The organism is Bradyrhizobium sp. USDA 4454, assembly GCF_054822705.1.
Genome location: NZ_JBTRCN010000001.1, coordinates 6,372,518 through 6,399,299 on the forward strand (window position 1 = coordinate 6,372,518; position 26,782 = coordinate 6,399,299).

The 26,782-nt window shown below is 63.7% G+C and carries 26 protein-coding genes and 2 pseudogenes; 13 read left to right on the forward strand and 15 right to left on the reverse strand.

The annotated features are described in order from the left end of the window. The first annotated feature begins 143 nt into the window (after positions 1–143). Together ACVIW0_RS29595 and ACVIW0_RS29600 are read left to right on the forward strand one after the other, a co-directional pair. A complete protein-coding gene (locus ACVIW0_RS29595) occupies positions 144–623 on the forward strand; it encodes a DUF4279 domain-containing protein (RefSeq protein ID WP_461355563.1) in 480 nt (159 codons plus the stop codon). A 158-nt stretch (positions 624–781) separates the two neighbouring features. After that, positions 782–1,450 carry a CPBP family intramembrane glutamic endopeptidase gene (locus ACVIW0_RS29600; RefSeq protein WP_461355564.1) on the forward strand — a complete coding sequence of 223 codons (669 nt, stop codon included), beginning with the start codon at positions 782–784 and terminating at the stop codon, positions 1,448–1,450. A 621-nt stretch (positions 1,451–2,071) separates the two neighbouring features. Here ACVIW0_RS29600 and ACVIW0_RS29605 read toward each other — a convergent pair. After that, positions 2,072–2,443: a hypothetical protein gene (locus ACVIW0_RS29605; RefSeq protein ID WP_461355565.1), complete on the reverse strand. Its 372-nt coding sequence runs from the start codon at positions 2,441–2,443 to the stop codon at positions 2,072–2,074. A 247-nt stretch (positions 2,444–2,690) separates the two neighbouring features. On the opposite strand from ACVIW0_RS29605, the gene ACVIW0_RS29610 reads away from it, so the two are divergent. Continuing rightward, on the forward strand, positions 2,691–4,472 hold the full coding sequence (locus tag ACVIW0_RS29610) for an adenylate/guanylate cyclase domain-containing protein (RefSeq protein ID WP_461355566.1): 1,782 nt from the start codon (positions 2,691–2,693) through the stop codon (positions 4,470–4,472). 212 nt (positions 4,473–4,684) lie between these two features. Here ACVIW0_RS29610 and ACVIW0_RS29615 read toward each other — a convergent pair whose 3' ends face one another. Then, positions 4,685–5,137, reverse strand: coding sequence for a hypothetical protein (locus tag ACVIW0_RS29615; RefSeq protein ID WP_461355567.1), 453 nt, complete (start codon positions 5,135–5,137; stop codon positions 4,685–4,687). Between the two features lie 73 nt (positions 5,138–5,210). After that, positions 5,211–5,864, reverse strand: a complete 654-nt coding sequence (locus tag ACVIW0_RS29620) for a PilZ domain-containing protein (protein WP_461355568.1) — start codon at positions 5,862–5,864, stop codon at positions 5,211–5,213. Between the two features lie 379 nt (positions 5,865–6,243). Here ACVIW0_RS29620 and ACVIW0_RS29625 point away from each other — a divergent pair, with 379 nt between their 5' ends. Then, entirely contained in the window at positions 6,244–7,056 is an 813-nt protein-coding gene (locus ACVIW0_RS29625) for an enoyl-CoA hydratase (RefSeq protein WP_461355569.1), read from the forward strand. A gap of 335 nt (positions 7,057–7,391) precedes the next feature. On the opposite strand, the gene ACVIW0_RS29630 is transcribed toward ACVIW0_RS29625, so the two are convergent. The 7 genes and pseudogenes from ACVIW0_RS29630 to ACVIW0_RS29660 form a co-directional block, all read right to left on the reverse strand. Beyond that, positions 7,392–8,174 carry an SDR family NAD(P)-dependent oxidoreductase gene (locus ACVIW0_RS29630; protein ID WP_461355570.1) on the reverse strand — a complete coding sequence of 261 codons (783 nt, stop codon included), beginning with the start codon at positions 8,172–8,174 and terminating at the stop codon, positions 7,392–7,394. An 86-nt stretch (positions 8,175–8,260) separates the two neighbouring features. Next, the gene (locus ACVIW0_RS29635) at positions 8,261–9,178 is read right to left on the reverse strand and encodes a DUF1932 domain-containing protein (protein WP_461357463.1); all 918 of its coding nucleotides are present in this window, start codon (positions 9,176–9,178) and stop codon (positions 8,261–8,263) included. A 5-nt stretch (positions 9,179–9,183) separates the two neighbouring features. After that, positions 9,184–10,053 carry an ABC transporter substrate-binding protein gene (locus ACVIW0_RS29640; protein WP_461355571.1) on the reverse strand — a complete coding sequence of 290 codons (870 nt, stop codon included), beginning with the start codon at positions 10,051–10,053 and terminating at the stop codon, positions 9,184–9,186. Between the two features lie 19 nt (positions 10,054–10,072). Then, the gene (locus tag ACVIW0_RS29645) at positions 10,073–10,822 is read right to left on the reverse strand and encodes a TetR/AcrR family transcriptional regulator (protein ID WP_461355572.1); all 750 of its coding nucleotides are present in this window, start codon (positions 10,820–10,822) and stop codon (positions 10,073–10,075) included. A 60-nt stretch (positions 10,823–10,882) separates the two neighbouring features. Beyond that, complete coding sequence (locus ACVIW0_RS29650; RefSeq protein ID WP_461355573.1) at positions 10,883–11,788, reverse strand: SMP-30/gluconolactonase/LRE family protein; 906 nt, start codon at positions 11,786–11,788, stop codon at positions 10,883–10,885. An 8-nt stretch (positions 11,789–11,796) separates the two neighbouring features. Beyond that, a complete protein-coding gene (locus ACVIW0_RS29655) occupies positions 11,797–12,867 on the reverse strand; it encodes an aldose epimerase family protein (protein ID WP_461355574.1) in 1,071 nt (356 codons plus the stop codon). Between the two features lie 2 nt (positions 12,868–12,869). After that, a pseudogene (locus tag ACVIW0_RS29660) lies at positions 12,870–13,004 on the reverse strand (gfo/Idh/MocA family oxidoreductase); the annotation flags it as partial. 159 nt (positions 13,005–13,163) lie between these two features. On the opposite strand from ACVIW0_RS29660, the gene ACVIW0_RS29665 reads away from it, so the two are divergent. Next, positions 13,164–13,775, forward strand: coding sequence for a TetR/AcrR family transcriptional regulator (locus ACVIW0_RS29665; protein WP_461357464.1), 612 nt, complete (start codon positions 13,164–13,166; stop codon positions 13,773–13,775). Here the strand turns inward: ACVIW0_RS29665 and ACVIW0_RS29670 are convergent. Both ACVIW0_RS29670 and ACVIW0_RS29675 read right to left on the reverse strand, forming a co-directional pair. Further along, complete coding sequence (locus ACVIW0_RS29670; protein WP_461355575.1) at positions 13,772–14,722, reverse strand: fatty acid desaturase; 951 nt, start codon at positions 14,720–14,722, stop codon at positions 13,772–13,774. The two genes, ACVIW0_RS29665 and ACVIW0_RS29670, sit on opposite strands and share 4 nt — an antisense overlap. 14 nt (positions 14,723–14,736) lie before the next feature. Then, positions 14,737–15,768 carry an alpha/beta fold hydrolase gene (locus tag ACVIW0_RS29675; protein WP_461357465.1) on the reverse strand — a complete coding sequence of 344 codons (1,032 nt, stop codon included), beginning with the start codon at positions 15,766–15,768 and terminating at the stop codon, positions 14,737–14,739. Positions 15,769–15,981: 213 nt separating this feature from the next. Here ACVIW0_RS29675 and ACVIW0_RS29680 point away from each other — a divergent pair, with 213 nt between their 5' ends. The 7 genes and pseudogenes from ACVIW0_RS29680 to ACVIW0_RS29710 all read left to right on the forward strand — a co-directional run bounded on the left by ACVIW0_RS29680 (position 15,982) and on the right by ACVIW0_RS29710 (position 24,318). Continuing rightward, positions 15,982–17,319 carry an MFS transporter gene (locus ACVIW0_RS29680; protein WP_461355576.1) on the forward strand — a complete coding sequence of 446 codons (1,338 nt, stop codon included), beginning with the start codon at positions 15,982–15,984 and terminating at the stop codon, positions 17,317–17,319. A 249-nt stretch (positions 17,320–17,568) separates the two neighbouring features. Then, positions 17,569–18,474, forward strand: coding sequence for a LysR family transcriptional regulator (locus ACVIW0_RS29685; RefSeq protein ID WP_461357466.1), 906 nt, complete (start codon positions 17,569–17,571; stop codon positions 18,472–18,474). A gap of 124 nt (positions 18,475–18,598) precedes the next feature. Beyond that, positions 18,599–19,540 carry a 5-dehydro-4-deoxyglucarate dehydratase gene (gene kdgD, locus ACVIW0_RS29690; protein ID WP_461355577.1) on the forward strand — a complete coding sequence of 314 codons (942 nt, stop codon included), beginning with the start codon at positions 18,599–18,601 and terminating at the stop codon, positions 19,538–19,540. A 27-nt stretch (positions 19,541–19,567) separates the two neighbouring features. Then, positions 19,568–20,923 (forward strand): glucarate dehydratase, encoded by a 1,356-nt coding sequence (gudD, locus tag ACVIW0_RS29695; protein WP_461355578.1) that lies wholly within the window; start codon positions 19,568–19,570, stop codon positions 20,921–20,923. A 20-nt stretch (positions 20,924–20,943) separates the two neighbouring features. Next, positions 20,944–22,393, forward strand: a pseudogene (locus ACVIW0_RS29700) (aldehyde dehydrogenase family protein). A 111-nt stretch (positions 22,394–22,504) separates the two neighbouring features. After that, entirely contained in the window at positions 22,505–24,046 is a 1,542-nt protein-coding gene (gene garD / locus ACVIW0_RS29705) for a galactarate dehydratase (RefSeq protein WP_461355579.1), read from the forward strand. A gap of 98 nt (positions 24,047–24,144) precedes the next feature. Beyond that, positions 24,145–24,318 (forward strand): hypothetical protein, encoded by a 174-nt coding sequence (locus ACVIW0_RS29710; RefSeq protein ID WP_461355580.1) that lies wholly within the window; start codon positions 24,145–24,147, stop codon positions 24,316–24,318. Positions 24,319–24,402: 84 nt separating this feature from the next. Here the strand turns inward: ACVIW0_RS29710 and ACVIW0_RS29715 are convergent, their stop codons facing one another. Next, positions 24,403–24,660: a hypothetical protein gene (locus tag ACVIW0_RS29715; RefSeq protein WP_461355581.1), complete on the reverse strand. Its 258-nt coding sequence runs from the start codon at positions 24,658–24,660 to the stop codon at positions 24,403–24,405. A 228-nt stretch (positions 24,661–24,888) separates the two neighbouring features. Between ACVIW0_RS29715 and ACVIW0_RS29720 the strand changes: the two genes are divergently transcribed. Then, a complete protein-coding gene (locus ACVIW0_RS29720; RefSeq protein ID WP_461355582.1) occupies positions 24,889–25,065 on the forward strand; it encodes a hypothetical protein in 177 nt (58 codons plus the stop codon). Positions 25,066–25,104: 39 nt separating this feature from the next. Here ACVIW0_RS29720 and ACVIW0_RS29725 read toward each other — a convergent pair whose 3' ends face one another. Both ACVIW0_RS29725 and ACVIW0_RS29730 read right to left on the reverse strand, forming a co-directional pair. After that, positions 25,105–25,977, reverse strand: coding sequence for an ABC transporter permease (locus ACVIW0_RS29725; protein ID WP_461355583.1), 873 nt, complete (start codon positions 25,975–25,977; stop codon positions 25,105–25,107). Next, the gene (locus ACVIW0_RS29730) at positions 25,974–26,780 is read right to left on the reverse strand and encodes an ABC transporter ATP-binding protein (RefSeq protein ID WP_461355584.1); all 807 of its coding nucleotides are present in this window, start codon (positions 26,778–26,780) and stop codon (positions 25,974–25,976) included. Before ACVIW0_RS29730 ends, ACVIW0_RS29725 begins: the two co-directional genes overlap by 4 nt. Positions 26,781–26,782: the final 2 nt, after the last annotated feature.

Here is a 26,782-nt window from a genome sequence, read left to right on the forward strand (position 1 = left end):
TTCGCGGTCCGACCACAGGAATGTCGCCTTTTGACCCAAAGCGGTCCTCTTATCGGTTATTCAAAGTTGAACGTTTCGCGGCACGCAGAGTAGATAAATTCGCGTTATGCAACCGGGGTGTGACGCTTGGGACCCGTAGCCGAATGAAGCAACCACGTCCGCAACCCCCAAAAGACGCGCCTCCAGACGCGGTTTGGTTTGGGGGGCCGATTTCTTGGTTCTCGATCTCGCTGACCGTTCGGGCCGATGATCTCCATCCGGAGCACGTCACCCATCTCTTCGCTGTTGAGCCGACTCATTCACAAGTCAAAGGCCTACCGCGTTCGGCGAGGGCAAATGCTTCTCCCGCCACGTTCGGTTCCTGGACGGTTCGTCTAACGTCGGAAGAGACCGACGAATGGGACATTGCGGAAGCCGTTAGACTGCTTATCGCCCGCTTCCCCCAAGCGCCCGCTGTCTGGGAACAGCTACCTGCGGGGGCACAAGTTCGTTTGAGCTTTGGTCTCCATCTAGAAACTAGAAATCAAGGATTTTCGATACCTGCTGATATCCTCAGGTTCGCGGCCGACCGAAACATCGAGCTTGATTTCGACCTATACACAGAGCGAGCTGCGTCCGTATGAAGGTCCGTTTGTGGCCCATAGCTGACGCGTCCGCCGGGTGCGCCGGACATCTGCTTTTGAGCCTAAGCGGTCATCAGGGACGGCAACCAACGATTGCCGACATGGACGCTTCGTTCCAACTGTCCTAAGTTCAAGTCCAAGGTAATCTACAGGCGAGCATGGAAGAACACTCCTTCGTCGTGTCCAAAGAGCGTGGGAATAATCGCTCCGATACGCGCCCGTTGATTTGGTGGTTCGTCCTGGCCCTTATGGCGCTAGTTGCGTCGCAGGTTATGCGGCTGCATCAACATCAAGCGGCAAGTTGGCTTCTCTGGGACTATGCGGGTCGGATCATTGCACTCACCGTTTTGGCGACGGTCCCTTCTGCGCGTGCCGCAGCCTTCCGATCAGATAAACGTCAAATTTCCCTTTTTGAGATTGTCGCCTGGATTGTCGTAATTTGCTTGTTAGCCCGTTTTGGCCAGTGGCCGCGACAGCTCCTCAATGCAGCATTCCCAGCAACTGTGCTCGGTGCGTATCCGCAGCCGACTGGATGGCTAAACGCATTCGATCTTGTTTTTGGCCTGGCGCTGGTCGCTGGCAGCGAAGAAATCATATTCCGCCAATACATCCGGCAAGCATTCCAGCCCTTCGTCGGTAACGGCATGTTCGCCGTCCTGACCACGTCAATTCTATTCGGCGCCTATCATTGGTGGGCCGGGTTCGGCAATGTTCTTCTCGCCACGGTAATAGGCGTTTTCCTCATGCTAATGCTGCGGCGGTCGGGTGCGCTATGGCCGGTGGCATTCGCGCATTACTTGGTAGATTTGATCGTTTTCGCGCAGTGATCCATGCGGGGGCGGAAAGTCTTATGACCGCTTATGGCCCTAAGCTGGCAGTCTGCATGGCCACCAGGAAAGTCGGCTCTTCGAGGGTAACCGGAAGTCCCTCGGCTCGGCCGCCATGGACGGCTTTTGCCCCCCCTTGCAGACCGCAGTATCTCGGAATGTCCCGCTACCTAGCTGATGTCCTAAGTTGGCTGGCGAGCAGCTCCGCGCGCTCGCTTTCATCTTCATCCGCTCGAATTGGGCCGAGCATCTCGGCCAACTCTCTCGCGTGCTGGACTGTCTCGCCAGCATGGAACATGACTTGAAGATGAGTATCCCGCCATGCCGGTCCGTTAATATACGTCATCCAACGCCACTGATTATCATGGCATGCGCCGAAGATACGGCGCCCGTTAATCGGGTGCGTAACGCACAGCAGTCCTTGCCACCACGTATCGTCTGCCATCAGCTCGTCCGCCTCAGTTGCCGGCCTCTTTCATATCAGGGCAACCAGGGAATGTCGCCTGTTGGCCCATAGCTGACGTGTCCACCGGGGCGCCGGACATCCGCTCTTGACCCGAAGCGGACATGCGGTGGGTCATTTGTTGCTGGGTTGGGTAGTGTTGGAGAAGTCCGATCCGTTTAGAAAACGATGAACCCTCGGCCGCTCCCTTTCGGCGGGTAAATCTGCCCGCATTCGAAGCCGCCGACTTCGGTGAAGATACGAAGGATCGCACCGGTGGCGAACGTCAGAGACAAGCAAAGTGGCTCAGCGTCGACGGCCGTGATCGGATGTTCGAGAAGTTGGTGCAGATAGACCGCATCGCCGGTACGGTTTTCACAGTCGTGCGGATGTATCGAACCTCCCTCATCAATATGTTCTATCCGCCCCTCCACTGTTATTTGGCCTCCAGCAGCAAACCGAAATTGGATTGACCAAGGGTCTAAAGCGATGTGGCCAAACGTCTCTCCCAAGAGAAATTGTAGATCGGCACTTGGCGGAAATTGGTGCATTTAATTGCTCCGACTGAGGCTCGACCTTTTAGCACATCATGTCCACTTTTGGCCCGTCGCTGACCTTAGCCCAGAGCGCGGCGAAGTCCGCTTCCGAGAGGTGACCCGACCAAGGGCATGCTGACTGCCGGGAGCAGCCTTTGACCCAACTCGGACATTGAGAGCGCTTGGAACCGGCAGGCGGGCTGGTAGCCTCAAAGGTTCCATGGTTTGATGGAGATGGTTCAGGTCGGCCCCGGGGGTTAGTGTGACGAGCGGGCGCGTCGAGCGGCGACTTGCAGCAATCTTGGCGGCTGACGTGGCTGGCTATAGCCGACTCATGGCCGCCGATGAGATAGGCACCCTGCAGGAGCTCAAAGCCATCCGCCGCGACATCGTCGATCCCGCCATCGGGAACCATAAGGGCCGCATCGTGAAGACGACCGGCGACGGCATGCTGGTTGAGTTCGCCAGTGCCGTGGATGCCGTAACCTGTGCCATGGCGGTTCAGAAGCAGATGGATGGGCGCAATGAGACCGGATCCAAGATTGCATTTCGTATCGGTATCAATGTCGGCGACATCATCGTTGACAGCGACGACATCTTCGGAGATGGCGTCAATGTAGCCGCCCGAGTTGAGAACGAATGCGAGCCGGGCGGGGTTTGGCTATCAGACGATGCCTTCCGGCATGTCCGAGGGAAAACGTCGTGTGACTTTGATGACCTGGGTGAGCGACAGCTCAAGAACATTGACCGTCCCGTGCGGCTCTATGCTGCGAGGTCGTCATCGACGCCTGCGGGCATAAGCGTCAAAGGCGCTGCCGAAACAAGACTGCTTGCGCTCCCGGACAAACCTTCCATTGCGGTCCTGCCTTTCCAGAACATGTCCGGTGATCCCGAGCAGGAATATTTCGCGGATGGCATGGTCGAGGATATCATCACGGCGTTGTCGCGATTTAAGTCGCTCTTCGTGATCGCACGCAACTCCAGCTTCACCTACAAGGGGAGAGCAGCTGACGTTAAAAGGGTCGGGCGCGAACTTGGCGTACGCTACCTGCTCGAGGGCAGCGTTCGGAGGTCGGGCGCGCGCGTTCGCATCACCGGTCAGCTTATCGAGGCCGTTACGGGTGCTCATCTTTGGGCAGACCAGATTGATGGCGCTCTCGATGACGTTTTCGAGCTGCAGGATCGGGTAACGCAGAGTGTTGTGGGCGCCATTCTGCCGAAAGTTCTGCAGTCCGAGATAAGTCTTGCGATCCAAAAACCACCGAGTACATGGAGCTGCTACGATAGATATCTTCGCGGCAACTCGCTGCTTTTTACGTTTTCGGCGACCGCACTCGAACAAGCCAAGGCAGAGTATCAGGAGGCCCTGTCGCTTGACGCCGACTTTGCTCCAGCCATCGCGTCACTCTCAATTTGCTTCGTTGTCCAGCAATATTGGTATGGTCGGGTCCTTGATGAAAGCGAGCGAGCGACGGCGCTTGAGCTCTCAGTCCGAGCCGCCCAGCTCGCGCCCGATGACGGCGCCATACTCTCGCGGTGTGGTCTCACCCTCGCTCTTCTAAGTGACGATCTGGATAGCGCAAAGATTCTGACAGAACGGGCACTCAGTCTCAATCCAAACCTCGCCTTCAGTTGGGCAAGCCTGGGCTGGATCAACAATCTATTGGGAGATCCAGAGCAGGCTTGCGAGGACTTCGATCGCGCAGTAAGGCTTAATCCTCTCGACCAGGTTATGCTCGTAGCCCAAATCCTGCCCGGCATCAGCGTGGCGTCCTTTCTATTGGGGCGGCAAGATCAATGGCAGGGGTGCGTCAATCGATTGCTCGCGCTGGACCCTAACAATCTGGCCGCCCTCTTGGATGCGATCGACATAGCCCGCCAACAGGGACGAAACGACGATGGCCAAAAGTTGCTTGAGCGAGTGCAATCCGCTTACCCTGGCCTAAGCCGTAGGCGACTGCGCGCCATGTATCCCAGCTTCCGAAAGTCCGAGCATCAGGCGAAAATGGACGCCTGGTTCAACCGCCTACCTCTTCCGGAGTGACTATGGTGGCTTTGGTTTCCCGGGGTAGTGCCGTGCCTTCATCTCAAATCGTGGGGTCAGCTTCTGGCCCATAGCTGACGTGTCCGCCGGGTGCGCCGGACATCCGCTTTTGACCCGAAGCGGACTTCGCGTCGTTGAACGCTTTCGCCTCGGAACTTGGCTACTATTCGGCTTGTAGCGGCTCGAATGAGACGGCTAACCGTGACGAAGACCTATTGGCCTTCATAGGGAGCGAGGTCGGGCCATTCCTTCCGCAAAACTTCTTTGAGTTTGGAGACGTCGACTTCGAGGCCCACATTCGATTTAAGTTCGTATACCCAAATGAACATCAACTCTTCTCTTCGAATGTTTAGTACTTCAATCTCATTCGACATTTTGCTCAGTTTCATCCAGAACACGCGCCGCCCGCTTTTCGGGGGCATCTGGGCTCCGATATCTTCAAGATCGAATCCCTCATCCTGGGCAAACTGCCTTAGAATGTTGCGGAGATTTTCCTTCTGGGCTGGTGAAGTTGAAAACTGCAATCGAAGTTTCGCATTCATACTCCCAAATACGGACGTCGATTGTACGAAGACCGTGTCAGCGGGGGCCTGTAGGCTGATAAGAACATTGAGCACGATTGAAGCAAGCACCGCAGACCGCAGTCTTGGTATGAATGATTTCATTGCTGACCGGCCTCCCAAGGTGATGAGAGCTCGCTATTGCCGCACGCACGCCCCCGATTTGTGAGTACTCGCCCTAAGCAACCGGATCCGTCTCCGCCGACACCACCAGCAGCTCCTTGGACTTGCGCGCGATCAGGCGCGCTAGCTCGCTCTGCTTGTAGGTCTCGACGAACTTGATGGCGAATCCGTTCGGCAGATGCCGGACCACGCGCCCGACGCAGGCGCCGATCGCAAGCGGCATGCCGACCGGCGGCTGCACCGCGGACGACACCGCCGCGCCCGACAGCGACATGTCGATGATGAAGCAGCTCTGCATGGTGCCGTCCGCCAAGGTCAGCATGGCATGCGGCGCCGCGGGGACGAAACGCGGATTGTTGCGCGTCTCGCGGACGCTCGGATCCTTCTGCTTCTTCTCGATCCAGGTCAGCTTGTCGGCGAACTTCTCCCGCATCGCATGCGTCATCTCGAGCTCGAGCAAGAAGCTGCCGCTCATCGTGTCGGTGATGCAGCCCTGGAACTTGCCGAACTCCTCGAAATACGAGGTCAGCCGGTCGCCGATCTTGCCGACGACGGGCACGTCGACGATCATGCGGAATGGCGACACCCGCGTGGTGCGGCAGGCGAAGGTGCGCAATTTGCCCTGCGCATCGTACCAGTTCGGCAGCGTGTAGCTGCCGTTGACCGTGATCCTGACACCGCGTTGCTTGAGAAACTTTTCGACAGACACGACTGGACCTCGCCCCAGGGCGATCTGAGTGCACGGAGGTCGGGGTTGACCGGCGTCCCTGCCGGTCCGGTGGTGGGACATCCGCTACCGACGCGACGGCAGCGGGAAGGCTGTGGCACGCGCCCCAGCGCGCCGCGGGGTGATCCCTGCGCGCAGGTGCGTATGGTCGTACCGTCGAAAGACTAGGAAAACGTTAAGCCGGCACGGAACGCGGGCGGCGCACTCTAATCGCGCAACCCTTTCTCGACAGTTTATTTTGCGAGCCGTACAACTACCGGAGGAATCGCCGCACGCCGGTGCAATCGCGCCGTGCCCTGGACCGCCTGCCCCGGCGCCCGACCGGGTGCTAGCTTTGACTGAAATCAGACTGGACCCTCATATGCCAAACAGCTCGGATCGATCGCTAGCCGACGGCAAGATCCTGCAAAGCGTGGTCGACGGCGTCGGCGTCATCACCTTCAACAACCCGGACAAGCGCAATGCGATGTCGCTGGAGATGTGGGAGGGGCTTGGCGAAGCGCTGACCGCCTTGCGCGACGATCCGGCGGTCCGCGTCGTGATCCTGGTCGGCGCCGGCGACAAGGCGTTCGTGTCGGGCGCCGATATCAGCCAGTTCGAGAAGACCAGGCACAATGCCGCGGCTTCCGAGGACTATTCGCGGCGCAGCGCCGCCCAGCGCGCCTTGCTCGCCGACTATCCGAAGCCGACGATCGCCTGCATCCGCGGCTTCTGCCTCGGCGGCGGCATGCAGGTCGCGATGCTGACCGATATCCGCATCTCCGGCTCGAGCGGCCAGTTCGGCATTCCCGCCGCCAAGCTCGGCATCGCCTATGGCTATGACGGCTTGCGCCATCTGGTATCGCTGGTCGGGCCGTCCTGGGCGCGGCTGCTCATGTATACCGGCATGCGGATCGACTCCGCGGAAGCGCTGCGGATCGGCCTGGTCGACCGCGTGCTGCCGGATACCGAACTGTGGGATGCGACCATGGAGATCGCCCGCACCATCTCCGGCAACGCTCCGCTGGCGATCAAGGCCGCCAAGATCACCATCGCACAGGTGCTGAAGGATCCCGCCGACCGCGACATGGCCGCGATCAGGCAGATCGGCATCGACTGCATGGACAGCGCGGACTTCCGCGAAGGCCGCAACGCCTTCATGGAAAAGCGCAAGCCAAGGTTCGAGGGCCGCTAGCGGCGCCTCATCCTCGCTTGTCACCGCCTGTTCAACCGGATGACGACGGTGGTAGTCGCAGAAATGGCGCTCCTCCATCCGCCCGTCATTCCCGGGGCTCGCCAACGGGTCCGCGCAAAGCGCGGCCCGATGACAGGCTCCGCGAGAGCCCGGAATCCATTCCACCACAATTGATGCCGCGCGATGGATTCCGGGCTCGTGCTTCGCACGCCCTCAGGTGCGCAATTGCGCACCGGGGAATGACGAAGGGAGACGATGCCAGCCCGACCGAACTTCGGCAGCCGGTTACCGGCGGCTCCTTTGCATGGGGTTGTTCCTCGATATTTGGCAGCGCCCTACTTCTTCTCGGTGACCGGCACCGTGTAGTTGAGGATCAACCGGCCGCCGTCCGGATAGATGGTTTGTCCCGTGATGTAGGAGGCATCGTCGCTGGCGAGGAAGGCCACGACGGAGGCGACCTCGCTCGGTTCGCCGCAGCGGCCGGCGGGCGTCCGCGACAGCACGCCGCGCCGCGCGTCCTCCGACGAGAAGATCGCGGTTGCCACCATCTCGGTCAGGATCGTGCCGGGCCCGACCGCCACGACGCGGATGCCGTGCGGCGCCAGCGCCACCGCGGCGACCGAAGTGAGCTGCTTCATCGCGCCCTTGGACATCGCATAGGTCGCAAGCGAGGGGATCGCGAGCAGCGCGTTGACCGAGGACATGTTGACCACCACGCCGCCGCCGCCCTGCGCGATCATCTGGCGCGCCGCGGCCTGGACGCCGAAGAACGCGCTCTTGAGGTTGATCCCCATCACGTCGTCGAACTCGGCCTCGCTGATGTCGAGGAAGTCGCGGTTGCGCGCGACGCCGGCATTGTTGACCATGACGTCGAGCCGGCCGAACTCCTTCACCGCGTGAGCGACGATGCGATCGACGTCGGCGCGCTTGCTGACATCGGCTTCGACGGCCCGCAGCCGGTCTTCATGTCCGAGGTCCTGGGCGGCGTGGACCAGCCCGGCAGCATCGACGTCGGAGATGACGACCCTGGCGCCATCGGACAGGAAACGCGCCGCGCAGGCCTTGCCGATGCCGCGCGCCGCCCCCGTGATGGCGACGACCTTGCCGGAATTCTTCATGGGAATGCCTCCAGAACAAAACTGTTCACGGAGCAATAGCGCATTGCGCGCCGGCAGGGAACGCGGCGGATTCTCCGCGCGAGGCCTCAGGACTTGACGTGCGCGAGAATCCGGTCGGCTTCGGTGCGCCAGTCGGCACTGCGGGCGAACTCCGGCGTTCCCTTGATGCCGAACACGCCCTCGTCGGCAAGATCCGCAATCCAACCCTGCCGCTCGGCGGTGCCCGATGCCGACCACGGTGTGAGGTGGGCCTCACGCACCGTCTCCGCCACCTCGCGGACCTCCTCGGCGCGGCGGCGGCCGTGCTCGATCACCCGCTGGAAGAAATAGGCGCCCTGCTTCTCCCAGTCGATGCCCGGAAATGTCTCCTTGAGCGAGGCGAGCACCGAATCCTCGACGCCATAGGCGCGCGCGGTGGTGAAGCTTTCGATCACCATCGCCTCCAGCCCCTTGATCATGATGCTGCGGCACATCTTCACGGCCGAGGACACGCCAAGCTCGTCACTCGCAACCTTCGCCGCGAAGCCGAGCGCGACCAGCAGCGGCGCAAGCTCCCGCGCGCCGCGGCCGCCGAGCAGCAGCGGCACCTTGATCCGGTACGGCGGCAGCGAGGTCATCACCGCGCCCTCGACATAGCGGCCGCCGGCGCCATCGATGTGAGCCGCCGCGCGCTGCTTGGCACCCGGCGAGGCCGAATTGAAATCGAGAAACCAGGCGCCGTTGCGGATTGCCGGCGCGCAGGCCTCCGCCACCGGCACCGCCTGGCTCGCCGTCACCGCCGAGATGATGAAATCGGCTCGCGCCGCGAGATCGGTATGGGATTGCGCGAGCGCGACGCCGATCTCCGCCGCATGGGCGCGCAGCGGCGCGCCTTGCCCGCGGTCGAGCTTGATATCGTAGGCGGAGACCTTGACGCCTTGCTGGCGCAGGTCTTCCGCCAGGATGCGGCCAACCTCGCCATAGCCGAGCATGCCGACCTGCCATTGCCTGGGATCGCCGGAGATTGTCATCAGTTCAAGTCCCGTGTTGTGCCATCGAACAGTTCGTCGACCGTGACGCGCCGGCGGATCAGTGCCTGCTGGGCGCAATAGTCGATCATCAATGCGAGCGGCTTGCGGTTCGCCTCGACGCCGAACGGCACCATGTCCGGCACGCCGGGCGGGCCGGCCTCGGCCTTGGCGCGCTTCAGCAGATCGTAGAGGCTCTGCACCACATCGGGCCGCGAGGTCGCGAGCCGCTCGGTCACCACGACCAGATGATTGACCGGCACGACGCCGTGCTTTGCGTACCACTGCGCCGCCGCTGCGGCCGGATCGGCGAACAATGGCTTGAGCGCCGGATCGCTCGAGATCTCGCCCAGCACGGCGTCGAGCTCGCCGTCCTTCAACATCTGGATAAGGGTTTTGCCCTTCGGCGCACGCTCGGTATTGTCGACATATTCGGCGACGTGCGGATCCTCGAACGTGACCCAGTTGATGCGGTCGAGGTTGACGCCATGGTCGTTGGCGAGGATGCCGCGCATCCATGCGCCGGTCGTGGTCGTGAACGAGCGGATACCGACCCGCTTGCCTTCGAGATCGGCGGGCTTGAGCGTACCACGGTCGGCGCGACAAAGCGCATGGCCATGCTGGAAGCGGCCGACCATCGCGGCCGGCAGCAGCACCAGCGGCTTGCCGTGCGCGCGCGCCATCAGATAGGTCACGATCGCCATCTCGCAGACGTCGAACGCCTGCTCGCGCACCATCGGCTTGAACGCGGCATTGGTCGGCGTGAATTCGGTGAATTCGAGGTCGAACAGCTCGGAGCGCAGCTCACCGCTCTTCACCGCCTGGATGTGCGGGTGATTGCCGAGCACCGTACGCAGCCGAAGCTTCTCCATGGTGACCAACTCCGCAGGGTCAGCTCAGCGCTTGTCCTGGAGTCGCACTGGCAGCCTTGCGCGGCGCAGGCGCGGCTTGATCGAGCGGCGCGGCCTGCAGCGCGGCGACGGTGGCGCGCACCAGCTGCTCGATGGCATGGCCGGCGTCGGTGCCGTCGGCGCTGCCGCGCGACAGCCGAGAGACGCGCTCCGGCGTCACCAGTGTGTAGTAGAGCGCGCCGAGCAGGAAGTGGCCGCGCCAGACCAGATCGGTGCGCGGAATGTGCGGCAAGCTCTCATGGATCGCGTCGATGAAGGCATGGCTGGTATCGTCGAAGGTCTGCGCGATGATCTTGCGCACCACCTCGTTGCCCTCGGCCGACATGATGGCGCGCAACCGTGTGAACCGCGTGCCGCCGCCGGCGAGATCGCTGCCCGAGGTGAAGGCCGGCAGCACATAGGCGCGCACGATCGCCTCCAGCCGGTCCTGCACGTCGCGCACCCGGCGCGCCGCCGCCAGCAGCTCGGAACGCCGCCGGTTCATCGGGCCGCAATGCCGCCGATAGATTTCCAGCAGCAGCCCGTCCTTGGTCTTGAAGTGATAGGTGACGCTGCCCGGATTGGCGCCGGCAGCCTGCGCGATGTCACGCACCGAGACGGCGTTGAAGCCGTAGGTCGAGAACAACTCCTCCGCCGCGGCGAGGATCGCCTCGCGCATGTTCGGCTTGCGGGTGCTGGCGGCGGCCTTCACGTCGGCCTTCATATCGTTTTTGGCGGGCTTGCGGACCATATTTGTACTATCGTCCAAATCATCAGGTCACGTCAACAAGGTGGCCCGCACCCGCGTCCGTCAGGACAATTTGACGTCCGGCTCGGCACGTCCGCGCGCGCTAGCCTCGAGCAAGAAGGTTTGGCCGTGCCTCGGATCGGACACGCGCTGCGCTGCGTCCATGTCCTGCCAGGCCGAGGTCACCAGCACGCGCGAGAAATCGCGGCCGACAAAGCAAGGGCAGCTCGACTGCTTCGCCGGCACTTTCAGCGAACGCAAATGGCGGCCGCTCGGATCATAGATGTCGACGCAACCGTCGCCCCAGCGTGCGTTCCAGATCAGCCCGTCGGCATCGACGACCGCGCCGTCGAGCCCGCCGACGCCGCGATGCCTGATCAATTCGGTTGGCTCGCCCGTCGGCAGCCCGGTTGCCGGATCGAGCGGCACCCGATGCAGCACGTTGGTTGCGGTGTCGGCGAAATAGCCGATGTCGCCCGCGGGCGAGAAGCAGATCGCATTCGGGATCGTGATCCCGGGATAAAGCCGTGTGATGCGGCCCTGGTGCAGCGCGTAGATCGCGCCGGCGCCCGGCTCGGCGTTGCGTCCCATGGTGCCGAGCCAGAACGTGCCGGACGGATGCACCCGCGCATCATTGGAGCGCGTCACCGGATTGTCGGCCTCCAGCGCGGCGAACAGCTCGAGGCGGCCATCGTCGACGTGCCGGACATACAGCCCATCATCAGTCAGCATCAGCTGCCGCTCGCCGTCGATCCGCGCCAACGCGCTCGCCATTCTCGGCAGCTCGTGGATGACAGTGTTGCCGCCTGCAAAACGATGTTCGAACAGGCGCCGCTCGCGGATGTCGAACCACCAGGCGGTGTCGGTTGATGCGTCATAGGTCGGGCCTTCGCCGAGATGACAGCGCTCGGCTGACAGCACGGAGGTCGGCACCTCTTCGAGAAGCGGCTCGGCGGCACGATCGGTCATGGCGTCACTCACACCGTTGAAAAGCGGTAGACGATGCTGCGTCGATAGATCTGGCCGGGATCGAGCCGCGCCGACGGAAAGTCGGGCCGGTTCGGGGTGTCCGGCCAGGCATGCGGTTCGAGACACAGCGCGTCGGATTGCCGGTACAGCCGGTCACCCTTGCCGGCGGTCGAGCCGTCGAGGAAATTGCCGGAATAGAACTGCAGCCCCGGCTGATCGGTGAACAGCTCCAGGACGCGGCCGCTGAGCGGTGCCTCGAGCCGCGCGGCGAGGCGAAGGCCGGTGCCTGACGCCAGGCAGAAATTGTGGTCATAGCCGCGCCCGAGCCGCAGCTGCTCGTCATTCATCCTGATCCGCGCGCCAATCGCGGTGGGATTGCGGAAATCGAACGGCGTGCCGTCGACCGGCCGCGGCGGCTCCGGCAGCGGGATCGCGGTGGCGTCGACCGCGAGGAAATGATCTGAGGCAATCGTCAGGCGGTGATCGAGGATCTGCGCGCCCGAGCGCGCGCCCTCGAGATTGAAGAAGCTGTGATTGGTGAGGTTGAGGCAGGTCGGCCGGTCGGTCGTCGCCTCATAGGTGACCGAAAGCTCCATCGCGCTGCGCACGCGATAGGTCACCCGCGTCGAAAGGTTGCCCGGATAGCCCTCCTCGCCATGCGGGCTCTCGCGCTCGAGCACCAGCGTCGGCCCCGGATCGTCTGAAAGTTCGACGATCCGCCACAGTCTGCGATCAAAGCCCTCTGGCCCGCCGTGCAGCGCATTGGGCCCGTTGTTGGCCTCGAGCGTCACCGCCTCCCCGTCGAGCACGAACCGCCCGCCGGCGATCCGGTTGGCATAGCGCCCGATGGTCGCGCCGAAGAATTTACGCTGCGCGAGATAACCGTCGAACTCGTCATGGCCGAGCACGATGTCGTCGCATTGTCCGTCGCGATCGGGCGCAAGCAACGCTTGCAGCGTGGCGCCGAAGGTGAGGATGGCGGCCTCGAAGCCGTGTTCGCCGCGCAGCGTCACGCGCTCGACCACCGTGCCGTCGTGCAATGCGCCGTAGGTCGCGCGCGCAATATTGGCTGATGTCATGTTCAGTCCTCGAACGCCTCGACGAAGCGCCGTCGCCCCAGCATGAAGCTATCGGTGACCAGCCGCAAGGGCCCGAGATCGACATCGGACTTTCCGTCCGATGTCAGCGCGATAAAACGACGGTACAACGCGGGATGCCGAATGCCAACTACATGATCTGACTTTGGTTGCAAGCGCGCAAGCTCGCCGCGTCCCGCCATGACGGCCCAGCGTCGGCGATGATCTCATCCAGGATTCGATTCCGTGCTATGCCGGTGCACCAAACGATGATTCAAACGCGGGACGTCAATCAGGCCATGGCGAGGGGCAAGGCGGAGACAGAGGAGGCGGCAATTGGGCGGCGCGGCCGGCCGCGCTCGGCCGCGACCACCGCCGCGATCCTGCAAAGCGCCTATACGCTGATGGCGACCACCGGCCTCGCCGCCACCACCATCGATGCGATCGCCAAACACTCCAACGTCTCCAAGATGACGATCTACAAATGGTGGCCGTCGCGCGAAGCTTTGCTGATCGATGCCTTCCTCGACCAGGCCTCGCGGGCCGTGCCGCTGCCTGAGACAGGCAGTGCGGTGGCGCGCATCCGCCGCCATGTCGCGACCTATGTCGAGGCGTTGCAGGGCGAGTTCGGACGGGTGCAGCTTGCGGTGATCTCGGAGTGCATCTCCAAGACCGGCACGGCGGAGCTGTTCTACGAGCGCTATCTCGGCCTGCGCCGCGCGCGAATGCTTGAGATCATCAGCGCCGGCCAGAACGACGGCAGCATCGGGGCACCTGGCGTGCCCGGCGATATCTATGATGCGATCTACGGCAGCCTGTTCTATCGCTATGTCTTCGGCATCAAGCCGCTCTCGGCGGCCTATGCCCGCAACCTCGTCAACATGGTGCTGCGGCCGCGCGCCGACGCTTAGACCGCGCGCTGCCGCTGGCGGCGAAACCAGGCCCAGGTCTCGCGCGTCACCGCGCGGTAGTTGCGGCCGCGATAGACGATGTGGCCATCGACGATCGCATTCAGCTTCGGCAGCGCATGGAACGGCACCGTCGGATAAGCGTGATGCTCGACATGGTACGGCATGTTCCAGGCGAACCATTTCATGACCCGGCCGGTCATGGTGGTGCGGGTGTTCTCGAATGCACTCCGCGTACGCTCGCAACCGGTATGCTCGGCATAAAGATAGGGGCGCAGGATCAGCTGACCGGCCAGCAGCGGCACGAGCCACACCCAAAGCAGGATCGTGCTGTGCAGCGCGAGCGATGCCGCGAGCAGCAGCAGATAGCCGGCGAGATAGAACCTCGCCTCCCGCACGATCGCCGCGCGCTTGGTCTTCGGAATCCATGGCACAATCACCTCTCCGGTGAGCGCGTGCCGAAACATCAGCCGAATCCGAACCAGCACCTGCAGCAGTCCCGAATAGGCGATCGCGAGCTGGGTATCGGACGCGGGCTTCGGACCGACGATCAGCTCCGGGTCCTTTTCCGGATCCTGGGTGTAGCGGTGATGGTCCCAATGGAACAGGCAGTAATATTGGTAGGGCAATCCGATCATGAAGGCCGAGAGATTGCCGACGACGAGATTGAGCGCCGGGCTGCGGAACGCGGTCTTGTGCGCGGTCTCATGCACCACCATGAACAGGAACGCGACGAAGTAGCCCTGGATGGCAATCAGCGGCAGCGCCCATGCGAGACCATGGCGCGACGCGACCAGCCAGATCAGCGTGCCGACGATCAGGATCATCCCGTAATGGCTTGCCGCGCGCACTGCGCCGGCAAAATTCGACTTGGTCGACAGGTCGCGCAAGGCCAGTGGGCTGAGCGGCTTGAAGCGGGGTCCGGTATCAGTGGTCTCTGCGGTGCTCATGGTCGTCTCACATGTCAGCGTTGCAGCAGCGCCGAGATCTCGGCGTTAATGAAGGCACGGTCTTCGGCGTTGTTGATCGGATTGCCGGCGCGGTGGCCGTGGATCGATGGGATCGCATGCAGCACCGCCGAATGCGCATTGACCAGGCGGTCGAGTTCATCCTCATTGTCGCGCGGGTCGAAATAGCGGTCGGTACGTCCCGGCATCAGCAGCACATGCGCCTTGATCGCGGCGAGCGCGCGGTCGAAGTCGCCGCCGAATTCATCGCAGCGGCTGATGTCGCCGGCCTGCCAGATCGCAACCTGCGCCAGCAGATCATTCGCATCGCGCCGCGCGAAGGCGCCATCCCATGAGCCCGCGAGGTAGTCTTCCAACGAGTTGAAGCCGGCCGCGCGCCAGACTTCCTCGCGATAAAACTCATGCGACATCGCCCAACCGGCATAGACGCGTCCCATCGCGCGAAGGCCCGCGGTCGGCTTGGCGACAAAGCGGCCATCCCGGTAGGCCGGATCGGCGGTGAGCGCAGCCTTCACAGCTTCGAGGAAGACATAATTGTACGGCGAGCATCGTGCGCTGCCGCAGACCACCGCTGCGCGCTCCACCATGTCGGGATAACGCGCGGCCCAGTGATAGGCCTGCATGCCGCCCATCGACCAGCCGTAGACCAGCGCAAGGTTCGTCACGCCGAACCGCTCGACCAGCAGCCGCCACTGGATGGCGACCGCATCATGATAGGTGAAGGCCGGAAACGGCGCGCCGCCGAGCGTTTCAGTCGAATTCGACGGCGAAGATGACAGCCCGTTGCCGAACAGATTCGCGATGATGATGAAGTAGCGCGCGGGATCGAGCGCGCCGCCCGGCTGCACCAGCCATTCGATATCAGTGTGCTGTGCAGCGAACGACGTCGGATACAGGATGACGTTGTCTCTGGCCGCATTCAGCGTGCCGTAGGTCTTGTAGGCGAGGCTGAGCTGCGGAAACACGGCGCCGCCCTGCAGCGTCACGTCACCTGCCTCGAACACCTGATAGTCGCGCGGCGTAGTCATGCGCATTCGACCTCGAACGGCGGACGCGACGGTGCGCCCTCAATAACTGTACGAATAGTACACTAATTTGGAACCGAAGCAAGAGCAACGAAGGTGGAATGACACCGGGACCGATCCATTCAAAATCGGTATGGATCAATACCCGTTTCGGCTTGGACCCATTGCCGTCATCTCTCTAGGACAGACCCCGAGGAAATTTCCAAGGAGGCGCGAATGAGCGCAATTGTGTCCGCCACGGATGCGCGGCGATCCCGCGTCCGGCTGCTGATCGTGACGATGCTGTTTCTCGTCACCACCGTGAACTACGCCGACCGCGCCACGCTCTCGATCGCCGGCCCCGCTCTCTCCAAGGAACTGCATCTCGACCCCGTCGCGATGGGCTACGTGTTCTCGGCCTTCGGCTGGTCCTATGTAATCGCCCAGGTGCCGTGCGGCTGGCTGCTCGATCGCTTCGGCTCCAAATGGGTCTATGCGATCAGCATCATCGTGTGGTCGATCTTCACCGCGATGCAGGGCCTGGTCGGGTTCCTCTCCGCCGGCGCCGCCGTGGTGCTGCTGTTCGCGCTGCGCTTCCTGGTCGGCATCGCCGAGGCGCCGTCATTTCCGGCCAATGCCCGCATCGTCGCCTCCTGGTTCCCCGGCAATGAGCGCGGCACCGCATCGGCCTTCTTCAATTCCGGGCAGTATTTCGCCACCGTGATCTTCGCGCCGCTGATGGGCTGGATCGCGCACAATTATGGTTGGAGCCACGTCTTCTACGTGATGGGTGGGCTCGGGATCGTCATGGGGATCGTCTGGATCAAGACGATCTACGAGCCGAAGGACCATCCTGGGATCAACGAGGCCGAGTTCGACTATATCAATGAGGGCGGCGCGCTGGTCGACATGGATGCGGCGAAGGCCGGCAAGACGCAGGCCTCCGGCCCGGGCTGGGACCACATCCGCCAGCTGCTCGCCAACCGCATGATGCTCGGCGTCTATATCGGCCAGTACTGCATCAACACACTGACTTACTTCTTCCTGACCTGGTTCCCGGTCTATCTGGTGAAGGAGCGCGGGCTCTCGATCCTGCAAGCCGGCTTCGTCGCGACCTTGCCGGCGCTGTGCGGCTTCGTCGGCGGCGTGCTCGGTGGCGTGATCTCGGACTATCTGCTGCGCCGCACCGGCTCGCTGACCATGGCGCGCAAGGTCCCGATCGTCGGCGGCATGCTGCTGTCGATGGCAATCATCGCCTGTAACTACGTCGACAGCCAGGCGCTGGTGGTCGGCTTCATGGCGCTCGCCTTCTTCGGCAAGGGCATCGGCGCGCTCGGCTGGGCCGTGGTCTCCGACACCTCGCCGAAGGAAGCCGGCGGCGTCTCCGGCGGCTTGTTCAACACCTTCGGCAATCTCTCCTCGATCACCACGCCGATCATCATCGGCTACATCCTCGCCGCCACCGGCTCGTTCAACGGCGCGCTGGTGTTCGTCGGCGCCAACGCGCTGGTCGCGGCGATCGCCTATCTGTTCATCGTCGGCGAGATCAAGCGGGTGCAGCTGAACGCGGCCTGAGCCAGGCCGCGATGAACAGCCGATCTCCTCATCCTGAGGAGCGGCCTTTCGGCCGCGTCTCGAAGGATGAGGCCACAGTCGGGCCTGCATGGTTCGAGACGGCGCTGCCGCGCCTCCTCACCATGAGGGACTGAAAGAGCTCAAACGGCGGCTGCGGCCGCATGTCTTCTTGTTTGTCTCGTTGGCCAGTGGGAGGCATCGATGCTAGAACGGACAGATCCCAGGGCGATCCATTCCAGGCCAGCATCGATGTTCGACCTGAACCAGCTCCGCTGTTTCGTCGCGGTGGCCGAGGAATTGCACTTCGGCCGTGCCGCGACGCGGCTCAACATGACGCAGCCGCCGCTGAGCCGGCAGATCCAGGTGCTGGAACACATCATCGACGCGCCGCTCCTGGAGCGCACCAGCCGTTCGGTGCGGCTGACGCCGGCGGGACGCAGCTTCCTGCCGGAAGCGCGTCGGATCCTCAAGCTCGCCGAGTCGGCCTCGCAGGTCGCCCGCCGCATCGCGCTCGGCAAGACCGGCTCGCTCAAGATCGGCTTCACGGCGGCGGCCGCCTACGGCTTCCTGCCCGATTTGATCGCCGCCGCCCGCTCGCGCCTGCCCGAGGTGGATTTCTCGCTGAAGGAGATGGTCTCCGGCGAACAGTTCGAGGCGCTCACGACCGGCCAGATCGATGTCGGCCTGTTGCGCCCGCCGATCGCGCGGCCGGAATTCGCCAGCCGCCGCGTTGTCGCGGAGCCGCTGCTGGCGGCGATCCCGAAGAAGCATCCGCTGGCAGCAGTCGAGGCCGTCAGCATTAAGGATTTCGACGACCAGCCCTTCGTGATGTATTCGCCCTATGAGGCGCGCTACTTCCACGATCTCTTGGTGTCGCTGTTCACGCGCGCCGACGTGCTGCCGCGCTATGTCCAGCACCTCAGCCAGATCCACTCGATCCTCGCCATGGTGCGCGCCGGGCTCGGCATCGCGATCGTGCCGGAGGCCGCCGCCAGCCTGAAGATATCGGATGTCCGGCTGAAGCCGCTGAAGCTGCGCACGGCGGTGCCGGTCGAGCTGTTCATGGTGTGGCGGCGCGATCACGAGAACCAGCTGCTGCCGTCCCTGATCGAGATCGCAACCGAAATCGCAGCGCCGCAGCTGCGCGGCGATTGATGCAGAGTTAGCATCGCTCGATACCGCGTTTGGCTTGGACGCGCATCGAAGCATTTCCTAGAAATTCGGCCATGGACGCGCGCTGCTCGCGCATCCTTCCCAACATCATTCAAGGAGTGGCGCCATGAGCAAGATGACCCCTCAGGAGATGGCCGCGAGAATCGGTGGCGGCCTCCTGTCTTTCCCCGTGACCCCGTTCAAGCCTGACTACTCGTTCGACGAGGCGACCTATCGCGCCAACATGGACTGGCTGTGCGGCTATGACGTCGCTGGCCTGTTCGCCGCCGGCGGCACCGGCGAGTTCTTCTCGCTGACCCCGGCTGAAGTTCCCCATGTCGTGAAGATCGCCGTCGACGAGACCAATGGCCGCGTTCCCGTGCTGGCCGGCACCGGCTACGGCACCGCGATCGCGCGCGAGATCGCCGTTGGCGCCGAGAAGGCCGGCGCCGACGGCCTCTTGCTGCTGCCGCCCTATCTCACCCATGCCGAGCAGGACGGCCTCGCCGCGCATGTCGAGGCGGTGTGTTCATCAGTGAAGATCGGCGTCATCGTCTACAACCGCGACAATGCGATCCTGCAGCCGGATACGCTGGCGCGCCTTTGCGAGCGCTGCCCGAACCTGGTCGGCTACAAGGACGGCATCGGCGACATCGAGCTGATGACCCGGGTCTACACCAAGCTCGGCGACCGCCTGACCTATATCGGCGGCCTGCCGACCGCGGAAACCTTCGCGCTGCCCTATCTCGACATGGGCGTCACGACTTATTCGTCGGCGGTGTTCAACTTCGTGCCGGAATTCGCCACCAGGTTTTACGCCGCGGTGCGCCGGCGCGATCATCAGACCATCCATGCAGGCTTGAAGGATTTCATCCTGCCGCTGATCGCGATACGCAACCGCAAGAAGGGCTATGCGGTGTCGATCATCAAGGCCGGCATGAAGGTGATCGGCCGCGATTCCGGCCCGGTGCGTCCGCCGCTCACCGATCTCACTGCGCAGGAGATCGCCGAACTCGCGGCGCTGGTGGCGAAGTTGCCGCTGGCCGCGACCCGGCAGGCGGCAGAATAACAACGCAAAGCACGCAGGGAGGAGCAGATGATTCAAGACACGATCCGCACCGGCTTTGCCGGCGCCCCCGTCGTCACGGCGATGGAGGTGATCCCGGTCGCCGGCCGCGACAGCATGCTCCTCAACTTAAGCGGCGCGCATGCGCCGTTCTTCACCCGCAACCTCGTCATCCTCACAGACAATTCCGGCCACACCGGCGTCGGCGAGGTGCCGGGCGGCGAGAAGATCAGGAAGACGCTCGAGGACGCACGCGACCTCGTGGTCGGACAGACCATCGGAGGGTGCAACAACATCCTGGCCTCGATGCGCCAGGCCTTCGCCGATCGCGACGCCGGCGGCCGCGGCAAGCAGACCTTCGACCTGCGCGTCACCATCCACGCGGTCACCGCGGTTGAATCAGCGCTGCTCGATCTGCTCGGCCAGCATCTCAACCTCCCGGTCGCGGCGCTGCTCGGCGAAGGCCAGCAGCGCGCCGAAGTCGAGACGCTCGGCTATCTCTTCTTCGTCGGTGATCGCAGCAAGACCAGCCTGCCCTATGTCGAGGGCGAGACCGGCAAGCCCGACTGGTTCAATCTGCGCCATCAGGCCGCGATGACGCCGGAGACGATCGTGCCCCTCGCCGAGGCGACGCAGGCGCATTACGGCTTCGCCGATTTCAAGCTCAAGGGCGGCGTGCTCAAGGGCGAAGCCGAGATCGAGGCGGTCACCGCGATCGCAAAACGCTTCCCCAGAGCGCGCGTCACCCTCGACCCGAACGGCGCCTGGTCGCTCGACGAGGCGATCCGTCTCTGCAGCAACGTGCATGGCGTGCTCGCCTATGCCGAGGATCCCTGCGGCGCCGAGGCCGGCTTCTCCGGCCGCGAGATCATGGCCGAGTTCCGCCGTGCCACCGGGTTGCCGACCGCGACCAACATGATCGCCACCGACTGGCGCCAGCTCTCCCACGCGCTGCGACTCGGCGCGGTCGACATTCCGCTTGCCGATCCGCATTTCTGGACCATGCAGGGTTCGGTGCGGGTGGCGCAGACCTGCCGCGACAACGGCCTGACCTGGGGCTCGCACTCCAACAACCATTTCGACATTTCGCTGGCGATGTTCACCCATGTCGGTGCCGCAGCGCCGGGCAAGGTAACCGCGATCGATACCCACTGGATCTGGCAGGACGGCCAGGCGTTGACGCGGGAGCCGCTGCAGATCAAGGGCGGCAAGGTCGCGATCCCGGATCGGCCGGGCCTCGGCATCGAGCTCGATCGCGGTGCCATTGACGCCGCGAACGCGCTATACAAGCAGCATGGTCTCGGCGCCCGCGACGACGCGCTGGCCATGCAGTTCCTGATCCCGGGCTGGACCTTCGACGACAAGCGTCCCTGCCTCGTGCGCTAACAAGAAAGTTGGAGAGAAACATGACCGCTCACCAGAAGAACTTCATCGCCGGCGAATGGGTCGACGGAACCAGCATCACGCGGGATATCAATCCCTCCAATACGAAGGACGTGGTCGGCGAATACGCCAAGGCCGACAAGGCGCAGACCGAAAAGGCGATCGCCGCGGCGAAGGCCGCCTTCCCGGCCTGGGCGCGCTCGACGCCGCAGGAGCGCTTTGACGCGCTGACCAAGATCTCGGTCGAAATCCTCGCCCGCAAGGAAGAGCTCGGCCGCCTGCTCGCGCGCGAGGAAGGCAAGACGCTCCCCGAGGGCATCGGCGAGGTGGCGCGCGCCGGACAGATTTTTGCCTTCTTCGCCGGCGAAGCGCTGCGGCTGATGGGCGAAAAGGGCGCATCGGTGCGCCCGGGCCTCGACGTCGAGATCACCCGCGAGCCGGTCGGCGTCGTCGGCATGATCACGCCGTGGAATTTCCCGATCGCGATCCCGGCCTGGAAGATCGCGCCGGCGCTGTGCTACGGCAACACGGTCGTGTTCAAGCCGGCCGAGCTGGTGCCGGGCACCGCGCATGCATTGAGCGAGATCATCGCCCGCTCCGGCATTCCGGCGGGTGTGTTCAACCTCGTGGTCGGTTCGGGCTCGGTGGTCGGCCAAACCCTGCTCGATCATCCCGACGTCGCCGCAATCTCCTTCACCGGCTCGGTGCAGACCGGCCGCAAGATCGCGCAGGCCTGCGTGCTCTCCAACCCGATGAAGAAGTTTCAGCTCGAGATGGGCGGCAAGAACCCGCTGGTCGTGCTCGACGACGCCGACGTCAAGGTTGCGGTCGAAGTCGCCGTCAACGGAGCCTATTTCTCGACCGGCCAGCGCTGCACGGCGTCCTCGCGCCTGATCGTCACATCAGGCATTCATGACCGCTTCGTCGATGCGATGACCGAGCGCATGAAGGGGCTTTCGGTCGACGACGCGCTGAAGAGCGGCGTGCATGTCGGCCCGGTGGTCGACCAGAGCCAGCTCGATCAGGACCTGCGCTACATCAAGATGCGGCCAGGACGAAGGCGCCCGCCTGCATTGGGGCGGCGAGCTGTTGAACCGCGAGGCACCCGGCTTCTATCTGCAGCCGGCGCTGTTCACCGGGGCGACCAACCAGATGCGCATCGCCCGCGAGGAGATCTTCGGCCCGGTCGCCTGTGTGATCCGCGCCAAGGACTACGAGGAGGCGCTGGCGATCTCCAACGACACCGAATTCGGCCTCGCCTCGGGCATCTGCACCACCAGCCTGAAATACGCCTCGCATTACAAGCGCAACAGCGAGGCCGGCATGGTGATGGTCAACCTGCCGACCGCCGGCGTCGACTACCACGTGCCGTTCGGCGGCCGCAAAGGCTCGAGCTACGGCGCACGCGAACAGGGCGCCTATGCCCGCGAATTCTACACCACGGTGAAGACGGCCTACACGTTCCCGGGCTGAGATGACGTTCGTAGGGTGGGTTAGCGCAAGCGTAACCCACCGTCACGACCACCGAACAAGCATGGTGGGTTACGCCTTCGGCTAACCCACGCTACAATTTAGGGAACCCCCATGGACCAGTCGATCGGCGCGCAGGAGCAGCCCCGCTACATCAAGCTCAACGCGCGCGACAATGTCGCGATCGTCGTGAATGATTTCGGCCTGCCCAAAGGCTCCCGTTTCGCCTCTGGCCTGACCTTGCGCGCTTTCGTGCCGCAGGGCCACAAGACCGCGCTCGAAGACATCGCCGAGGGCGCGCCGATCATCCGCTATGGCGAGGTGATCGGTCATGCGATCTCGCCGATCCTGGCCGGCGAATGGGTCGACGAGGCGCGCATCCGCATGCCGGACGCGCCGCCGCTCGATCAACTTGAGATATCGACCGCGGTGCCGCCGGCGCTGCCGCCGCTCGAAGGTTTTACCTTCGAGGGCTTTCGCAACCCCGACGGCTCGGTCGGCACCAAGAACATCCTTGGCATCTCCTCCTCCGTGCAATGCGTCAAAGGCACGATGGAATATGCGGTGAAGCGCATCCGCGCCGAGCTGTTGCCGAAATATCCGAACGTCGACGACGTCGTGGCGCTGACCCACGCCTACGGCTGCGGCGTTGCGATTACCGCGCCCGATGCCGTAGTGCCGATCCGCACCTTGCAGAACCTCGCGCTCAATCCGAATTTCGGCGGCGAGATCCTGGTCATCGGCCTCGGCTGCGAGAAGCTCGCGCCGGAACGGCTGGTGCCGGAGGGCGTCGGCGATGCCATCGTGCGGATGCAGGACGAAGCCTTCGACGGCTTCGGCGCCATCGTCGATGCGATCATGACCCAGGCCGAGGCCCGGCTGAAAGTGCTCAACGCCCGCACGCGCGAGACCTGCCCGGCGGCCGATCTTGTGGTCGGCCTGCAATGCGGCGGCAGCGATGCGTTCTCCGGCGTCACCGCCAACCCCGCGGTCGGCTTCGCCGCGGACCTGCTGGTGCGCGCCGGCGCGACCGTGATGTTCTCGGAAGTCACCGAAGTGCGCGACGCGATCCAGCTGCTGACCCGCCGCGCCGTCAATGAGGATGTCGGCCGCGCGCTGATCCGCGAGATGGCGTGGTACGACGCCTATCTAGCCCGCGGCGGCGCCGACCGCAGCGCCAACACCACGCCGGGCAACAAGAAGGGCGGGCTTGCCAACATCGTCGAGAAGTCGCTGGGCTCGATCGTCAAGTCGGGCTCGGGCCCGATCGCGGGCGTGCTGTCGCCCGGCGAAAAGGCGCGGCAGAAGGGCATGCTGTTTGCGGCGACCCCTGCCAGCGATTTCATCTGCGGCACCTTGCAGCTCGCCTCCGGCATGACCTTGCAGGTGTTCACCACCGGCCGCGGCACGCCCTATGGTCTGGCCGCCGCCCCCGTCATCAAGGTCGCGACCCGCAGCGAGCTGGCGCGGCGCTGGAAGGACCTGATCGATTTCGACGCTGGCTGCATCGCGACCGGCGAGAAGACCATCGAGGAGACCGGCTGGGACCTGTTCCGCCTGATCCTCGACGTCGCCAGCGGACGCACCAAGCCATGGTCGGACAGGTGGGGCATCCACAACGATCTGACGCTGTTCAATCCCGCGCCGGTGACCTGAGGCACGCTCGGAAGGCGAATTAACCGTCCGTTAGCCACGTCTCCAGAGGCCGGGGAACGCCGCAATTCGATTCAAATTGTCTGGGCATGGAGGCAACCATGAGCCGGACAATTGACCATCTCAAGGATGAAGCCGACCGCGCCGAACGTCTGGCGCGCACGGCTATGGATCCGCTGACCGTTGAGCGATTGCGCGCATTCGCCGCCGAATGCCGCAGCCGCATCGCCACCGAACGCCGGGACGATCGGACGGCCGTCCTGTCCGCGAGCTAGACCTCTCACCAGGACACGAAAAAATCCGCCGCGACGAGGTCGGCGGCGGATTTTCATCTTCGTTCCAAATCGCTTCGATCGTCGTCAGTCGTCGTCGTGATGAATGACGGTCTTGCTGCGGTTACCGAACTCGTCCTGCTTCTTGATGACGGTGGTGCGGTCACTGCGCGGCTCGCGCTCCTTGATCACGGTGGTGCGGTCACGATCGCGGTCGCGATACTCGGGCGCCTGGCCGACGGTCACGCCGGCGCCGACGGGACCTGCACGAACACCGATTTCATCGGCAAGCGCAGGCGATGCGATGGCGGTCACCATGGCCGCGGCGAACAGATATTTCCTCATGATGTCTCTCCTCCTCCAGTTGCGACGAGAGACGAACGCCGGGTGCGACATAGTGTTCCTATGTCGGTGCTGCCGCAGATGCTCACGTCGGTGTGGATTTTGGATGCGGATTTCGGCGCAAGGAACTCCGCTGAACAGGCATTCACCTGTGTGGCGAAATGCTCATAGTTCCCCACGTTGAATTGCCGGATTTGATGTCCCACGTCCTTATCAACAGGAGGACGTTCCATGAAGCAATCGCAGCAATTCCTCGACAATGCGGAGAACTGCGCGCAGCTTGCCGAGCGCGCCAACGACGACCCGACCTACAACCGCTTCAAGCGCATGGAAGCAGCCTGGCGGGCGCTGGCCAAGGAGCAGGATTGGCTCGACGGCGAGACCTCGCCGTCGGAAACCGCAGCTTAAATGAAGGCCCGTGGCGACAGACCCCGCCGCGGGCCTCTGCTATTCGGCGCTGCGCTGCCGCTGCCAGCGCAGCAGATAGGCCTGCAGCCGCCAGATGAGCGCCGACAGCACGACGCCGACCAGCATCAAGACCACGACCGCGACCATCATGCCCGAGGCCTCGCCGCGCGCCTCGGACTCGATGATCAGCCGGCCGATACCGCGCTCGGCGCCGATGAATTCACCGACGATCACGCCGATCAGCGCGAAGGAGATCGCAGGCGTCAGCGAGGCGAACACCCAGGCCATGGTCGAGGGGATCACCACGGTGCGGGTGATCTGCCATTCGCTGGCGCCGAGCAGTCGCGCGGCGTTGGTGAAGCCCTCGTCGATCGAGCGCGCGCCCTCGAAGGTGTTGAAGAACACCAGGAACACGACGACGATCCAGGAGGTCACGATCTTCGACATGTCGCCGATCCCGAACGCCAGCACGATGATCGGCGCCAGCGCGATCCGCGGGATCGAATTCACCGCGGTGATGAAGGGCTGGAAGATCGCGCTGAGCCGGTCGGATCGCCCGAGGATCAGCCCGGCGACGAAGCCTGAGATCACGCCGGTGACGAAGCCGAAGAAGGTGTTCTTCAGCGTGATCGCCGTCGCCGCCCAGAGATTGTTCTCGTTGCGCGCCAGGCACTTGCCGAATTCGCCATTGAACCAGCCATTGAAGGCGCCGAGCTTCGAGGTCAGGCAGCTCTGGATCAGGAAATTCTCGTAGATCATCGACGGTCTTGAGATGAAATAGGGATCGAGCAGATCCGGCACCAGCCACGGCAATTTTCCGCGCAGGTCGTAACCCCATTGCCAGACCGACAGCACCACCGCGCAGATCAGGGCCTGCCAGCCGACGGTGCCGAGCGTGCCGTACCTCTTCATGCGCTGCGACCCTTGACGAACTCCTCGCCGAGCGAATGCCAGATGTGCTGGAACAGCTCGGCATAATGCGGTGTCTCGCGCACCTTGACCGCATCGCGCGGGCGCGCGAAATCGACCGCGAACATGTCCTTGATTTGGCCCGGCCGCGCCGAGAACAGGATGATGCGGTCGGCCAGGGTCAGCGCCTCGCCGAGATCGTGGGTCACGAACAGCACGGTCTGCTGCTCGCGCTCCCAGATCCGCAGCAGCACCTCGTGCATGTCGATCTTGGTGTGGGTGTCGAGCGCGCCGAATGGCTCATCCATCAGGAGGATCTGCGGCTCGACGATCAGGGTCCGCATCAGCGCCGCGCGCTGCCGCATGCCGCCCGACAGCGCCGACGGATAGGCGTTCTCGAATCCCTTCAAACCCGCCTGCGCGACGCATTCGGCGATGCGTTCTCGCCGTTCGTGAGCCGGCACGCCGGACAACTCCAGCCCGTAGCCGATATTGTCGCCGACGGTCCGCCACGGAAACAGCGTGTCGCGTTGGAAGACATAGCCGACATCCGGCGTCGCCCTGCCGGGGACGACGCGGTTGCCGTCGATCAGGATTTCGCCGCCGGTGGGGCGGATCAGCGAGGCGATCATGTTGAGCACGGTGCTCTTGCCGGAGCCGGACGGCCCGAGCAGCGCGACGAACTCGCCGCGGCGCACATCGAAGCTGACGTCGCGCACCGCCTCGATCGTGGTGCCGGCAAGCTGGAACGACTTGCTCAGGCGCTTGACCTCGACGCGGCGCTCGGCCGCGGCGCGCGGCGACACGG

Bases quoted from the DNA above. Each gene is read 5' to 3' on its own strand.
- ACVIW0_RS29640 (WP_461355571.1), bottom strand. From the start codon at position 10,053: ATGGAGAAGCTTCGGCTGCGTACGGTGCTCGGCAATCACCCGCACATC.
- ACVIW0_RS29665 (WP_461357464.1), top strand. From the start codon at position 13,164: ATGGCGAGGGGCAAGGCGGAGACAGAGGAGGCGGCAATTGGGCGGCGC.
- ACVIW0_RS29670 (WP_461355575.1), bottom strand. From the start codon at position 14,722: ATGAGCACCGCAGAGACCACTGATACCGGACCCCGCTTCAAGCCGCTC.
- ACVIW0_RS29725 (WP_461355583.1), bottom strand. From the start codon at position 25,977: ATGAAGAGGTACGGCACGCTCGGCACCGTCGGCTGGCAGGCCCTGATC.
- ACVIW0_RS29680 (WP_461355576.1), top strand. From the start codon at position 15,982: ATGAGCGCAATTGTGTCCGCCACGGATGCGCGGCGATCCCGCGTCCGG.
- ACVIW0_RS29650 (WP_461355573.1), bottom strand. From the start codon at position 11,788: ATGACCGATCGTGCCGCCGAGCCGCTTCTCGAAGAGGTGCCGACCTCC.
- ACVIW0_RS29615 (WP_461355567.1), bottom strand. From the start codon at position 5,137: ATGAAATCATTCATACCAAGACTGCGGTCTGCGGTGCTTGCTTCAATC.
- ACVIW0_RS29605 (WP_461355565.1), bottom strand. From the start codon at position 2,443: ATGCACCAATTTCCGCCAAGTGCCGATCTACAATTTCTCTTGGGAGAG.
- ACVIW0_RS29655 (WP_461355574.1), bottom strand. From the start codon at position 12,867: ATGACATCAGCCAATATTGCGCGCGCGACCTACGGCGCATTGCACGAC.
- ACVIW0_RS29720 (WP_461355582.1), top strand. From the start codon at position 24,889: ATGAAGCAATCGCAGCAATTCCTCGACAATGCGGAGAACTGCGCGCAG.
- ACVIW0_RS29600 (WP_461355564.1), top strand. From the start codon at position 782: ATGGAAGAACACTCCTTCGTCGTGTCCAAAGAGCGTGGGAATAATCGC.
- ACVIW0_RS29625 (WP_461355569.1), top strand. From the start codon at position 6,244: ATGCCAAACAGCTCGGATCGATCGCTAGCCGACGGCAAGATCCTGCAA.
- ACVIW0_RS29710 (WP_461355580.1), top strand. From the start codon at position 24,145: ATGAGCCGGACAATTGACCATCTCAAGGATGAAGCCGACCGCGCCGAA.
- ACVIW0_RS29715 (WP_461355581.1), bottom strand. From the start codon at position 24,660: ATGAGGAAATATCTGTTCGCCGCGGCCATGGTGACCGCCATCGCATCG.
- ACVIW0_RS29645 (WP_461355572.1), bottom strand. From the start codon at position 10,822: ATGGTCCGCAAGCCCGCCAAAAACGATATGAAGGCCGACGTGAAGGCC.
- garD (WP_461355579.1), top strand. From the start codon at position 22,505: ATGGACCAGTCGATCGGCGCGCAGGAGCAGCCCCGCTACATCAAGCTC.
- ACVIW0_RS29675 (WP_461357465.1), bottom strand. From the start codon at position 15,768: ATGACTACGCCGCGCGACTATCAGGTGTTCGAGGCAGGTGACGTGACG.
- gudD (WP_461355578.1), top strand. From the start codon at position 19,568: ATGATTCAAGACACGATCCGCACCGGCTTTGCCGGCGCCCCCGTCGTC.
- kdgD (WP_461355577.1), top strand. From the start codon at position 18,599: ATGAGCAAGATGACCCCTCAGGAGATGGCCGCGAGAATCGGTGGCGGC.
- ACVIW0_RS29685 (WP_461357466.1), top strand. From the start codon at position 17,569: ATGTTCGACCTGAACCAGCTCCGCTGTTTCGTCGCGGTGGCCGAGGAA.
- ACVIW0_RS29595 (WP_461355563.1), top strand. From the start codon at position 144: ATGAAGCAACCACGTCCGCAACCCCCAAAAGACGCGCCTCCAGACGCG.
- ACVIW0_RS29630 (WP_461355570.1), bottom strand. From the start codon at position 8,174: ATGAAGAATTCCGGCAAGGTCGTCGCCATCACGGGGGCGGCGCGCGGC.